Source organism: Ochrobactrum sp. SSR (genome assembly GCF_030067775.1).
Classification (GTDB): Bacteria; Pseudomonadota; Alphaproteobacteria; order Rhizobiales; family Rhizobiaceae; genus Brucella; species Brucella teleogrylli.
Map to the genome: position 1 here is coordinate 2,200,483 of NZ_CP125969.1, position 12,296 is coordinate 2,212,778.

The following is a 12,296-nucleotide window of genomic DNA, read 5'->3' on the forward strand; positions in this document are numbered from 1 at the left end:
CAACAGGGAGTATTGAAGCGTATGTCATCCCAGCAGAAAAAATCCGCAATCCGTGGTGGTTTCAAGACCGGTGAGTCGATTGTGTATCCGGCTCATGGCGTTGGTCAGATCGTAGCGATCGAAGAGCAGGAAGTGGCTGGTCACAAGCTTGAACTTTTCGTGATCGATTTCGAAAAAGACAAGATGCGTCTGAAGGTTCCGGTCGCCAAGGCCGCAACCATCGGTATGCGCAAGCTGTCGGAAACGGATTATGTGGAGCGTGCTCTGAAGGTGGTGCAAGGTCGTGCTCGTGTGAAGCGTACCATGTGGTCGCGCCGCGCGCAGGAATATGATGCGAAGATCAATTCCGGCGATCTGATCTCGATTTCGGAAGTCGTGCGCGATCTTTTCCGTGCCGAAAACCAGCCGGAGCAGTCCTATTCGGAACGCCAGCTTTATGAAGCTGCGCTCGACCGCATGGCTCGCGAAATCGCAGCCGTCAACAAGCTGTCGGATACCGAAGCTGTCCGTCTGATCGAAGCCAATCTGGCCAAGGGTCCGAAGCGCGGCAAGGCCGATGCTGAAGCCGACCTTGAAGACGATGAAGTCGAAGCTGCATAAGTTTTGCTTTTCTTGATGTTTAAAAAAGCCCGGCGAAAGCCGGGTTTTTTTATTTGTGCTGTTCAAAGCGCCTCGTTTCACGCTGGTCTGATTATGTTGGGCGGTGGCGAATATTTGCTTCAAAGTGGAATTGTTTTCTCAAGCGATTGTTTACCCCAGCCGGCTTTTGTCAGCGTTGTCAGATATTTATACTTTTCGAAGGGAACCAGATCGCTTTTCGCGCGTTGTGAAAAGATACCAGTTCGTAATGGGTCTGTTTTGCGGCGTTTGAACGTGTGCCTCAAGACTGTTCCGAGAGGGCGTTCTGAACGACTTATGTAAGTGTTCAATTGTTCTTCGTGTAACTGGCATATCCTTCAGCCTGGCGTCCAGAAGGGTGCCAGTTCAGAACAGGAGAACCAGATGAAGCCGTCATCAATAAGCAGTTCTTCCGCAGTTCCCGCACCTCGCATGCTTCCGGCTGCGCGTAATCTCCCAACGCCAGCCTCATCCTCCCAATCCATGATCCGCAGCGCAATGTCGGCTCCTTATCTGGAGCGCGAAGAGGAGCGGGCTCTCGCCATTCGCTGGAAAGAATTGAAAGACCAGGATGCCCTGCATCGCATCACATCCGCGCATATGCGCCTTGTGATTTCCATGGCCGGGCGTTTTCGCAAGTTCAAGCTGCCGATGAATGATCTCATTCAGGAAGGCTACGTCGGTCTTCTGGAGGCCGCCGCCCGTTTCGACCCGGACCGGGAGGTGCGCTTCTCGACCTATGCTTCCTGGTGGATCCGCGCATCCATGCAGGACTATATTCTGCGCAACTGGTCCATCGTTCGCGGTGGCACGAGCTCGGCGCAGAAAGCCTTGTTCTTCAACCTTCGCCGTCTGCGCTCGAGACTTGCCCAAGCTGACGACAGCATGACCAAGGCCGAAATCTATCGCGAGATTTCGGATCAGCTTGGCGTTTCGGCCACCGATGTGGAGTTCATGGACAGTCGCCTGTCCGGGCCTGACAGCTCACTGTCCGCTCCGGTCAACAATGATGAGTCCGGGGCTTCGCGGCGCATGGACTTTCTGGTCGACGATCATCCGCTTCAGGATGAAGTTGCCGAAAGCTCCATCGATATGGAACGCCGGAACCAGTGGCTGCATGTGGCGCTGCACTCGCTCAATGAGCGCGAGCTGCACATCATCCGCGAGCGGCGTCTGGACGATGATGGCGTGACACTGGAGGCGCTGGGCGAAAAGCTCGGTATTTCAAAGGAACGTGTGCGCCAGATCGAAAGCCGCGCGCTGGAAAAGCTCAAGATTGCTCTGCTCAGCCAGCATGAACTGGCAGCCTATCAGGCTTGAGAAGCGGATAAATCAGGCAACGCAAGAAAAGGGGCGGTTCGACCGCCCTTTCTTTTGGGGTCAGGACTTGTCGCCTTCGAGGCGGTTTGTCCAATCTTCGACCTTGCGGTTTTCCAGACGGCGCACCGCATAGCGCTTCCAGCTATCAGCCAGATGCGGGATATTGGCCATGAGCGCCAGCTCGTCGTAATTCAGCATATCAACATAAAGCAGATGCCAGACGCGGTGCAGCGACCATTCCGGTGAAAGACGGTCGACCAGCACTATGCTGTCGCCAGTCTCCGCTTCCCCTTCTTCCAGCACGCGATAATACCAGCCGGTACGTCCGGTCTTCTGGACGCGGATTGCCATGTCCGGCGTTTCGAAACGCGCATTAAGCTTCCAGCAGGGCTGACGTCCTTGCGACACTTCGACTAGCGCGGTTCCGAAACGGAAACGGTCGCCGACAGCGACGTTGTGTTCGTCGAGGCCGGTGGTGGAAATATTCTCGCCAAAAGCGCCTGCTGCGCCGAGGCGGTGATTGTCGCCGATATCCTTGCGCCACAGGGCGTAATGATCGCGAGGATAATGATGCAGCGCCTTCTCCGGCCCGCCATGCACCTTGCGGTCGCCTTGCTTATCGCAATCCAGCCCGACCGATGTGACACGGACCTTGCCGGTGACGGGGCGCTTGTCGATGGCGCTTGGCGCGTTGCGGGGACCGAGCGGAGCGATCTGGCCTGCAAGCAGGGCGTCGATGCGGGTTTCCATGTTACTCACTGATGATTTTCACGCGGTCGCCGACCGAGACGGTGGCGCCGGCTGGCATGGCGTTGAGCAGGCGGAACAGTTCCAGCTTGCGCGTGGTGCCCTGAACCCGTGACGAAAGGCTCGCCATGGTGTCACCCGGTTTCACCGTCACAACGCGGATGCGCAGCGGCTTGATGGCGTTCTGCTCGGCAGGTGTCAGAAGACGGAAGGACTGCGTCACCGTCTGCGAGGCCGGAAGCAGCGCGGTGCTGCCCTTTGGCGCGGCGGTGAGGAAACGATAGACCTTGTCGTTTGCGCCAATCACCACGATGTCGAACTGCCAGCGGTCGGCAGCGGCACGTGCAGTTGCGGCTGGCAATCCATTGACGGTGGTTGACTGAATGGAGCTTTCATCCAGCCCCGTGACCCAGCCCGATTTGATATAATCGGTGAGGCTGGAACCGGATGGCAGGGATGCGCCGTCAAACCGGATCGCCACTTCGCCGGGACCGCTCGCCATGACCGCGGTGGCGGAATTGTCGATGGTGAAGCCGTCAGGCGCGCGGAACGTTACGCCGAGCTTCGGATGGATGAAGGTCTGTTCGCGAATATAACCCTCATTGGGCGAGTCGCCGTAAAGCAGCCCGTCAATGCCATTGAGGAACGAATCACGGTCGGTTGTGCCGACGCCCGGCGCGCCGATACGGCGGGCATGGCCGAGCGCCAGTTCGATGCGTTGCGGCGTTGCCGGATGGCTCGCGAGGAAGTCGAGGCTGGCATCGGTCGCGCCCGATACGGAACGGAAACCGGTATAGGCTTCCATCGACTGCAGGAAACGTGCCGAGGCGAATGGATCATACCCCGCTTCGCCGATCATCTTGATGCCGATGGCATCGGCTTGCAGTTCCTGATTGCGCGAGAACTGGGCAAGCCGCAGCTTGCCGCGAATGAGCGCTTCACGGCTGGCCGATTCATTATGCAGCACTTCGCTGGCCACGCGACCGGCGATCTCGGTTTCCGCTTCCTTTTCCTGCCGCAGAATGCCGTGATTGGCGACGACGTGGCCCATTTCATGGGCGATTACGGCTGCGACTTCCGAGGAATCATTGGCGAGCGCCAGCAGGCCGCGCGTCACATAAAGATAGCCGCCGGGCAGGGCAAAGGCGTTGATGTTGGGCGAATCGAGAATGGTGATGCGGTAGGTCTGCTCCGGCTTGTCGGAAACGGTCGTGAGCTTGCCCACGATCTTCGCGACCATGCGCTCCAGCCGCTGGTCCTTATATTCGCCGCCATAGGTGGCGAGGATGCGCGGATGCTGTTGCGCGCCGATCTGCGCCAGCTTGTCGTTGCGCGTCACATTATCGACCGTCACCGGATTGTCCGATGGCTGCAAGCCGAGATCCTTGCTGGAACTGATCGACTGGCAGCCGGAAATCAAGGCGACAGCAAACAAGCCAAAGCCAATGGCTGCTTTCCGCCAATTGCGCTGCGCCCGTTCTGGCAGGGAGACTGGAAGACACAGGGAGGCCCGGATACGGGTCTTGTGACGGAACAGTATTTTATCCTCGCGATTCATAGATCATCAGGTCGTCCGCAAATCTAGTCACAGACCAGCAGACGTACAAGCGGCCCAATAGAGTTGAATACGGTTCTTCCGGGCGGATTGCGAACAAAATATGTCCGCTACCGTAACTCTATTTGAGATTTACCCGCGCTTGTCACCGATATAGCGCCGCAGCGCTTCAGGTCCAGTCTCCGACAGGAGGTCGCGAGCGTGGCCTTGCGCCGCAACCGCACCATTTTCGATAAACAGCAATTGCGCATCGAGATAGAGCGCATCTTCCGGCGTGTGCGTAACCATCAACACAGTCATGCCGGTTTCGCGGCGCAATTCATTGACGAGATCGAGCATCTGATGGCGCAATGCTGGCCCAAGCGATGCAAAGGCTTCGTCCAGCAGCAGCACCGGGCGTTCGCGAACAAGTGCGCGGGCAATCGCCACACGCTGGCGTTCGCCACCGGACAGGGCTTCGGGCTTGCGCTGCTCCTTGTCCTTGAGGCCGACGCGGGTCAGCGCTTCGGCGATGGCTGCGCGGTCGCTATCCGTCAGTTTCAGGTTTGGTGCGCGACCAAGGCCGATATTTTGCGCGACGGTGAGATGGGCAAACAGGTTGTTTTCCTGAAACACCATCGAAACTGGCCGCTCCGGCGGCGGCAGTCGGGTCACATCGACACCGCCGATGGCAATGGTGCCGGATGAGGGCGTCTCAAAACCGGCAATGAGGTTCAGGAGCGTGGATTTTCCCGAGCCGCTTGGGCCCACAATGGCCGCAATGGCGCCGCCCGCGATCGTCAGGTCGAAGCGCATTGCGGTTTCGCCATAGCTGAAGCGCACGTCGGTAAGGCGGATGTCGGCGGATGCAGTCATGCGTTGAAATTCACTTTCCGGGATATGGCAGCACGGTCGGCAAGCATCATCAGACCAAGGCAGAGAAGCCCCAGAATGAGCGCCAGACCGGCGGCATCGAATGTGCGGTAACTGCCCATGCGCTGCAAGAGAAGATAGGGCAGGGTCATCAGCGCATCGCTGCCGAACAGTGCGATTGTGCCAAGATCGCCGATGGAAAGCGCCATGGCGAAAGCGAAGGCCATGCCGAAAGGCTTGCGGATCGACGGCCAGTCGATGAGCCGCAGCCGGTTGAAGCCCTGAATACCAAGCTGGGCGCAAAGCCGGTTGTGGCGCGCTGCTGCCGTATCCCAGGCCGGGCGCAGCAGGCGAACGGCAAAAGGCATGGCCATGGCCGCGTTGACCGTCACCACCATCACCGGCGCAATTGTGAAGGGATCGGTGATGTGGCGAAGCAAGATGAACCATCCTGCACCGATCACGATGGGCGGCATGACGAGAATGAGGCTCGCGCCGGTATCGAACAGGCTGGCTATCCGGTTGCTCCTGACCGCTTCCCGCGCTGAAACCAGCGCCAATGAAAGGATGACCGACAAAGTGGCGGCAGAAAAACCGAGCGCAAGGCTCGTGACGATGGCCCGCCAGACGGTCCTTTCGCTGAGCAGGCGGGCGAGGTCGGCAGCGAGGCCAGACACGACCACGCCGGCAATCGGCAAGGCGACATAAAGAAAGCCGATGAGAATGGCGACGATGTTGAACAGGCATTCGCCCCCGGAAGGCTTGCCGTAGCGGCGTGGTGTTGCCGTGTGGGTAAAGCCTTCTTCGGAAGGACGACCGGTCAGACGCAAGGCCAGCAGGATCAACAAGGTCAGGCCGAGCTGGGTGGCGGTGAGCGCAACCGCACGCGCCGGGTCGAAATCGAAATGCAGGCTTTGATAGATCGCCACTTCCAGCGTTGTGGCGCGCGGGCCACCGCCGAGCGTCAGCACGGTGGTAAAACTCGTCACGCAGAGCATGAAGATCAGCCCCGCCATGCCGGGCAGGCTGCGGCGGATAACCGGCCACTCGATCAGCCGGAAACGGGCGCGGTTGCCCATGCCAAGCTGGGCCGCGAGTTTCCAGTAATCGGCGGGTATCGATTCATAGGCGGCGAGGATGAGCCGCACTGCCAGCGGCATGTTGAAGAACACATGCGCGATCAAAATGCCGGTAATGCCATAGATATCCGGCTGGAAAGGGTATCCCACGGCGTCCGACATATGAGCGATGAGGCCGTTGCGGCCATAGATACTGGTCACACCCAGCACAGCGACGAGGGCAGGCAGTGCGAGCGGCAGAGCGAAAAGCCGCAGGATAAGGCCGCGTCCGGGAAAATGCGCTTCCGAATGGAGGGCGCGGGCAACGGGGATCGCGAAGGCGACCGAAAGCAGGCTGGATGCGATGGCTTGTGTGATGGTGAAACGGGCGGTTCGCCAGAGATAGGCATCGAAATTTGCGGCGGCATCGAAGCCGCCGCTGGCCTCAAAGGCAAGTGCGACGAGCGCACCACCGGCCAGCACGGCAAGGAAAGCCAACGCCAAAGCCCCCGCGATGGGTTTCATCGCGGGGGTGGGGTGCGTAGCTTTGCTTGCCGGAGCGTTTATCATTTGCTGGTGGCTGCCAGCCATTCATCGACCCAGGCCTTGCGGTTCTTCGCAACCTCGTCGGATGGAATGAGCAGGGTCTTTTCCGGCTTCGGCAAAGCGTCGAATGCGGCGGGCAACGGCGTCGAGGTCTTGCCTGCCGGGAACATCCAGTTGGTTTCGGGAATCACATCCTGAAAGCCGGGGCCGGTCATGAAGGAGAGGAATTTCTGCGCCAGCGGGTTCTTGGCGCCGGTCGTCGTCTGGGCGGCCAGTTCGATCTGCAGATAATTGCCTTCCGGAAAGGCCAACGCCTTGTAGCGATCCGTCTTCTCCGCGATGACATGATAGGCGGGCGAACTGGTATAAGAGAGCACCATCGGCGCTTCACCCTTGGTGAAGAGACCATAGGCTTCCGACCAGCCCGGCGTGACGGTGAGAATGCGCTTTTGCAGCTTCTGCCAGGCGTCGTCCGCCTGATCGCCATAGACGGACTTCATCCACAACAGCATGCCTAGGCCGGGCGTCGAGGTGCGCGGGTCCTGAAGCACGAGCTTCTGCGACGGGTCGCCTTCGACCAGTTCTTTCAGGCTCTTGGGCGGATTGGGCAACTTTTCCGAATCATAGACGATGGCGAAATAGCCATAGTCATAGGGTACGAAAATATCGTCCTTGAAGCCGCCCGGCACGCTGACATTGCCAAGATCGATGCCGCTTGGCGCAAAGTAGCCGCTGGCGCGCGCTTCCGTGGTCAGATTGGTGTCGAGACCCAGCACGATATCGGCCTTGGTGTTGCCGCCTTCGAGCTTCAGCCGGTTGAGCAGCGCCACGCCATCGGCGGAAGCAACCCAGTTGATCTCGCAGTCGCATTCCTTCTCGAAGCTTTCCTTCACCTTGGGACCGGGGCCCCATTCGGAAATGAAACTGTCATAGGTGTAGATGGTGAGCTTATCTTTCGCCTGCGCTGCGGGCGTAAGGCTTACCGCTGCCGCGAAAGAGAAGGCCAGCAAAGATAACAGCCGCATAACGGCACGTCCTTTCATCAAGTTAAAAGGATATAGCGCCGCTTGGGTTCAGGAACACAATCATCACCGAAAGGTTGGAACTTGAAGCTGCAACTTTTCGGGATCGTGCCGCAGAGCAGCATCTAATCCCTCCGCCGGTGCAAACCGGATCAGGTTCGGCGGGTTGGCTTTTTGAAAAGCCTCTCAGCCATCTGCTTGCGCCGATGGCACCCCGTTAGAGCGTTGCGACATTAATATGTCAGGCCGTGAAGGGCAAGAGAGGCAAAACCATCGACAAGTCGGGCACAACGGACTTCCGGCTGCGATTCGCCCATGATATGAGCGACTTATGAGCACATTCGTCATCCTTCTCGGCGGCGATCTCGTCGTAACCGAACGGCTGCGGCAGCAGATAGCTGGCGCGCGCATTCTTGCCGCCGACGGCGGCATTCGTCATGCGGCGGCATTGGGCGTCGAGCCAGAACTTTGGCTTGGCGATTTCGATTCGACGCCACAAGCGCTCGTTGAACAATATGCGCATGTGCCGCAAAAGACATTTCCCCGCGCCAAGGACATGACGGACGGTGAACTGGCTTTCGAGGAAGCGTTTGCCCGTGGCGCAACGCGCGCCATTTTGTGCGGCGCTTTCGGCGGACAGCGCACCGATCACACGCTTCTGCATCTCACCATGGCGACGGCGCAGGCGGAAAAGGGGCGGAACGTCTTTCTTTCCAGCGGTGCGGAAGAAGCCTGGCCGGTGACATCCGGCGAATTTGCCTATGATTTTCCAGATGGTACGCTGTTCAGCGTCATCAGTTTCTCGGCTTTGGACGGACTTTCAATCACAAATGCCGAGTGGCCGTTAGACAACGTGACCTTGCCTTTTGGTTCTTCGTGGACTGTTTCCAATATAGTGCGTGGAACACTTCGTATTACTGTGCGTTCTGGCTTAGCGATACTTGTCGCAAACTTAAGTTCTGAACACGCCAACAGTGTGCCGCTAACCTTACCGATTGAAAAGGCTTGACGCTCGATAGCGAAACGTATTTCAAATGCAGCAAGCGGGTAAATTCGCTAACGCCGAAATTGGGGACGCAAAATCGGCACCTGAAATGTCAACTTTGACAGGAGATTGTTTGATGAAATCACGTCTTTCCATGATTGCGGTTGCCGGGGTGCTCGCTTTGTCAACAGCAGCCTGCACGACCAACGAACAGCGTACGGCTGGTTACGGCGTTGGCGGTGCAGCAATCGGCGCTCTCGCCGGTGGTGCAATTGGCGGCAATGGCCGTGGCGCTCTCACGGGTGCAGCGATCGGCGCTGTCGCCGGTACGCTGGTGGGCGCTGCCCAGTCGCGCAATGGCGTGCAGTACTGCCGCTATCGTGACAATTACGGCCGCATCTACGAAGCGCGTTGCCAATAAGTTCGCGCTACTAAGCTCGGCAAGCTCGCAGAGCTTGAGCCAGCTTAGGCTTGAAAACCAATCACGGCAGGCCGGGGAAACCCGGCCTGTTTGTTTTTCATGCCTCTTTCCTATCGATCCATTTGACAGAACGGCTTTTGTCGCGGACAAGCAGGGCGGAATTTCAAAGCCCATCGCGCGAACCGCCCAGAAAGCCTCAGAAGAACCATGGCACCACCGCTCCTTCGTCTAGACCAGATCAAGCTCACCTTCGGCGGCACGCCGCTTCTGGAGGATGCGAGCCTTTCGGTGAGCGAGGGCGACCGCATCGCGCTGGTCGGGCGCAATGGTTCTGGCAAATCCACGTTGTTGAAGATCGCCGCAGGCATGGTCGAGCCGACCTCGGGCGAAGTGTTCAAGCATCCGGGCGCGACGATTCGCTATCTGCCGCAGGTGCCGGACATGGACGGTTTTGCCAGCGTGCGCGCCTATGTCGAAGCGGGACTCGGACCGACCGACGATCCGCATCGCGTGACCTATCTTCTGGAGCATCTGGGCCTGACCGGCGAAGAAAATCCGGATCATCTTTCAGGTGGCGAAGCGCGCCGCGCAGCGCTGGCGCGTGTGATCGCGCCGCAGCCTGATGTGCTTTTGCTGGACGAGCCGACCAACCATCTCGATCTGACGACGATCGAATGGCTGGAAGGCGAGTTGCGCCAGATCCGTTCGGCTATCGTGCTGATCTCGCATGACCGTCGCTTTCTGGAAAATGTCAGCCGCGCGACCGTCTGGCTTGACCGTGGTATCACACGCCGTCTGGAGCAGGGATTCGGTCATTTCGAGGAATGGCGCGACAAGGTTCTGGAAGAGGAAGAGCGCGATCATCACAAGCTTGGCCGCCAGATTGCCCGTGAAGAGCACTGGCTGCGCTATGGCGTGACGGCGCGCCGCAAGCGCAATATGCGCCGCCTTGGCGAACTGCATTCCATGCGCGCCGATTTCCGCAACCACCGCAAGGCGCAAGGCACGGCGGTTCTGACCGCCAGCGATTCCAAGGAATCCGGCAAGCTGGTGATCGAAGCCAAGGGGCTGAACAAGGCCTATGGCGACCGCGTGCTGGTCAAGGATTTCTCGACCCGCGTACAGCGCGGCGACCGGATCGGTCTGGTTGGACCGAATGGTGCCGGAAAAACCACGCTGCTTTCGCTTCTGACTGACAAACTTGCGCCGGATTCCGGTACGCTTCGGCTGGGCGTCAATCTGGAAATGGCCGAGCTTGACCAGAAGCGTGACAGTCTCAATCTGGATGAGACGCTGTCGCATTATCTGACCGATGGGCGTGGGGAGAACCTCGTCATCAATGGCGAGCAGCGCCATGTCGTTTCCTACATGAAGGATTTTCTGTTCCAGCCGGAACAGGCGCGCACGCCGATCCGCGAACTTTCCGGTGGCGAAAGAGCGCGTCTGATGCTGGCCCGTGTGCTGGCCCGTCCGGCCAATCTGCTGATCCTCGACGAACCGACCAACGATCTCGACATGGAAACACTGGATCTGTTGCAGGAACTGGTGGCGGGTTTTCCGGGCACGGTCATTCTGGTCAGCCATGATCGCGATTTCCTCGACCGCACCGTGACATCGGTGATTGCGCCGGAAGGCGATGGCCGTTGGCTGGAATATGCGGGCGGCTATGCCGACATGATGGCGCAGCGCAAGGAACAGGCGCTGGAGCGTCGCAACGTGAAGACAGCGACTGCCCGCGATAAGAGCGACGACAGCGGTGACGAGGCTTCGCAGCCGAAGCGTGAGGAAAAGCGCAAGCTTTCCTACAAGCAGAAATTCGCGCTGGAAACGCTGCCGGGCAAGATGGACGCCTTGGGCAAGGAAATCACCGTGCTCGAAGGCAAGCTTGCCGATCCGCAGCTTTACGCCAAGGACCCGACGCTTTTCGCCAAGACCGCCGATCTTTTGGAAAAGAAGCGCAGTGAGAACGCGGCCATAGAAGAAGAGTGGCTGGAACTCGAAATGCTGCGCGAGGAGATTGAAGGTTAATCGAACCTGCCGATATGTCGACGAGGATGGTCTGCAAATGGCAATTTGCGACGCTTCCGGTGCTCACGTACATTGAGTACGCTGCGCTCCGGGTCTCGGAAATCACCATTTTCGCCTCATCCTGGCCGACATATATGCCAACTGGATAGGACTTTTAAGCGCTTGCCTTGTTGAGCAGGGCCAGATCGTTTTTGCTGAGCTTCAGCTCGGCGGCGCTGATCAGTTCTCCTAATTGGGTCAGGCGCGTGGCGCTGGCAATCGGCGCAGTGATCGACGGGTGAGCAACCAGCCAGGCGATGGCCACCTGCGCCTGCGTGGCGTCGACACTGCGGGCCACCTGGTCCAGCGCGGCGATGATCCGCGATCCGCGATCCGTCAGATATTTCTCAACCGACTTGCCGCGAGCGCTCTGGCCAAGATCGTCGGCAGAGCGGTATTTGCCGGTCAGAAAACCGGCGGCCAGCGCGTAATAGGGAATGACGCCAATTTCATTGTCGCGGCAGATGGCTTCCAGCCCATCCTCGAACCCCGACCGGTCATAAAGATTATAGAGCGGCTGCAAGGTTTCGTAGCGCGGCAGGTTGTGCTGTTTTGCAACGTCCAGCGCTTCCGTTAGCCGCTCCGGCGTCAGGTTGGACGCGCCGATGGCGCGCACTTTGCCCGCATCGATCAGCTCTTTATAAGTTCCGAGCGTATCCTCGAACGGTGTTTCAGGATCGTCCCAATGGGACTGGTAAAGATCGATATAGTCGGTCTGCAGCCGTTTTAGGGAGGCGTCCACGGCTTTGCGAATATAAGCGGGTGAAAGCCCCTTTTCGTCCGGCCCCATTTCCGAGCCGACCTTGGTGGCGATGACGACCCTGTCGCGCAAGCCGCGGGATTTCAGCCAGTTGCCGATGATGGTTTCGGATTCGCCGCCGACATTGCCATTTGCCCAGGCGGAATAGACGTCCGCCGTATCGATGAAATTCAGTCCTGCATCGACAAAACGGTCGAGCAGCGAAAACGACGTCGCTTCATCGACCGTCCATCCAAAGACATTGCCGCCGAAACAGAGCGGCGAAACTTTCAGTTCGGTACGTCCGAGCTTCTTATATTCCATGGACCCAATCCCCTTCCTCTGAATGCGAATCAGGCGTGATCC

11 protein-coding genes and 1 riboswitch are annotated in these 12,296 nt (G+C 58.7%); of the genes, 5 read left to right on the forward strand and 6 right to left on the reverse strand.

Going from position 1 to position 12,296, the window contains the following annotated elements:
* The first annotated feature begins 21 nt into the window (after window positions 1-21).
* Window positions 22-600, forward strand: coding sequence for a CarD family transcriptional regulator (locus QLQ11_RS10360; RefSeq protein ID WP_109369790.1), 579 nt, complete (start codon window positions 22-24; stop codon window positions 598-600).
* A 402-nt stretch (window positions 601-1,002) separates the two neighbouring features.
* A complete protein-coding gene (locus QLQ11_RS10365; protein WP_109369789.1) occupies window positions 1,003-1,938 on the forward strand; it encodes an RNA polymerase factor sigma-32 in 936 nt (311 codons plus the stop codon).
* Between the two features lie 60 nt (window positions 1,939-1,998).
* Here the strand turns inward: QLQ11_RS10365 and QLQ11_RS10370 are convergent, their stop codons facing one another.
* The 5 genes from QLQ11_RS10370 to thiB form a co-directional block, all read right to left on the reverse strand.
* Entirely contained in the window at window positions 1,999-2,688 is a 690-nt protein-coding gene (locus QLQ11_RS10370) for an MOSC domain-containing protein (protein WP_109369788.1), read from the reverse strand.
* Between the two features lies 1 nt (window position 2,689).
* Window positions 2,690-4,120: a cell division protease CdlP gene (cdlP, locus tag QLQ11_RS10375; RefSeq protein WP_371835951.1), complete on the reverse strand. Its 1,431-nt coding sequence runs from the start codon at window positions 4,118-4,120 to the stop codon at window positions 2,690-2,692.
* A 252-nt stretch (window positions 4,121-4,372) separates the two neighbouring features.
* Complete coding sequence (gene thiQ / locus QLQ11_RS10380) at window positions 4,373-5,095, reverse strand: thiamine ABC transporter ATP-binding protein (RefSeq protein WP_109369787.1); 723 nt, start codon at window positions 5,093-5,095, stop codon at window positions 4,373-4,375.
* The gene (gene thiP, locus QLQ11_RS10385) at window positions 5,092-6,741 is read right to left on the reverse strand and encodes a thiamine/thiamine pyrophosphate ABC transporter permease ThiP (protein ID WP_371830923.1); all 1,650 of its coding nucleotides are present in this window, start codon (window positions 6,739-6,741) and stop codon (window positions 5,092-5,094) included. The genes thiQ and thiP overlap by 4 nt, the downstream gene beginning before the upstream one ends.
* A complete protein-coding gene (thiB, locus tag QLQ11_RS10390) occupies window positions 6,717-7,721 on the reverse strand; it encodes a thiamine ABC transporter substrate binding subunit (protein WP_109369785.1) in 1,005 nt (334 codons plus the stop codon). The genes thiP and thiB overlap by 25 nt, the downstream gene beginning before the upstream one ends.
* A 109-nt stretch (window positions 7,722-7,830) precedes the next feature.
* Window positions 7,831-7,945, reverse strand: a riboswitch (TPP riboswitch).
* A gap of 104 nt (window positions 7,946-8,049) precedes the next feature.
* Here thiB and QLQ11_RS10395 point away from each other — a divergent pair.
* From QLQ11_RS10395 to QLQ11_RS10405, 3 genes are all read left to right on the forward strand, one after another.
* Window positions 8,050-8,727, forward strand: coding sequence for a thiamine diphosphokinase (locus QLQ11_RS10395; protein ID WP_109369784.1), 678 nt, complete (start codon window positions 8,050-8,052; stop codon window positions 8,725-8,727).
* Between the two features lie 112 nt (window positions 8,728-8,839).
* Window positions 8,840-9,124: a glycine zipper domain-containing protein gene (locus QLQ11_RS10400; RefSeq protein WP_109369783.1), complete on the forward strand. Its 285-nt coding sequence runs from the start codon at window positions 8,840-8,842 to the stop codon at window positions 9,122-9,124.
* Window positions 9,125-9,331: 207 nt separating this feature from the next.
* Complete coding sequence (locus QLQ11_RS10405; protein WP_283735951.1) at window positions 9,332-11,152, forward strand: ABC-F family ATP-binding cassette domain-containing protein; 1,821 nt, start codon at window positions 9,332-9,334, stop codon at window positions 11,150-11,152.
* Window positions 11,153-11,306: 154 nt separating this feature from the next.
* On the opposite strand, the gene QLQ11_RS10410 is transcribed toward QLQ11_RS10405, so the two are convergent.
* Window positions 11,307-12,254, reverse strand: coding sequence for an aldo/keto reductase (locus tag QLQ11_RS10410; protein WP_109369781.1), 948 nt, complete (start codon window positions 12,252-12,254; stop codon window positions 11,307-11,309).
* Between the last annotated feature and the right edge of the window lie 42 nt (window positions 12,255-12,296).

Bases quoted from the DNA above. Each gene is read 5' to 3' on its own strand.
- thiP (WP_371830923.1), bottom strand. From the start codon at position 6,741: ATGGCTGGCAGCCACCAGCAAATGATAAACGCTCCGGCAAGCAAAGCT.
- thiQ (WP_109369787.1), bottom strand. From the start codon at position 5,095: ATGACTGCATCCGCCGACATCCGCCTTACCGACGTGCGCTTCAGCTAT.
- QLQ11_RS10405 (WP_283735951.1), top strand. From the start codon at position 9,332: ATGGCACCACCGCTCCTTCGTCTAGACCAGATCAAGCTCACCTTCGGC.
- QLQ11_RS10395 (WP_109369784.1), top strand. From the start codon at position 8,050: ATGAGCACATTCGTCATCCTTCTCGGCGGCGATCTCGTCGTAACCGAA.
- QLQ11_RS10370 (WP_109369788.1), bottom strand. From the start codon at position 2,688: ATGGAAACCCGCATCGACGCCCTGCTTGCAGGCCAGATCGCTCCGCTC.
- thiB (WP_109369785.1), bottom strand. From the start codon at position 7,721: ATGCGGCTGTTATCTTTGCTGGCCTTCTCTTTCGCGGCAGCGGTAAGC.
- QLQ11_RS10410 (WP_109369781.1), bottom strand. From the start codon at position 12,254: ATGGAATATAAGAAGCTCGGACGTACCGAACTGAAAGTTTCGCCGCTC.
- QLQ11_RS10360 (WP_109369790.1), top strand. From the start codon at position 22: ATGTCATCCCAGCAGAAAAAATCCGCAATCCGTGGTGGTTTCAAGACC.
- QLQ11_RS10365 (WP_109369789.1), top strand. From the start codon at position 1,003: ATGAAGCCGTCATCAATAAGCAGTTCTTCCGCAGTTCCCGCACCTCGC.
- QLQ11_RS10400 (WP_109369783.1), top strand. From the start codon at position 8,840: ATGAAATCACGTCTTTCCATGATTGCGGTTGCCGGGGTGCTCGCTTTG.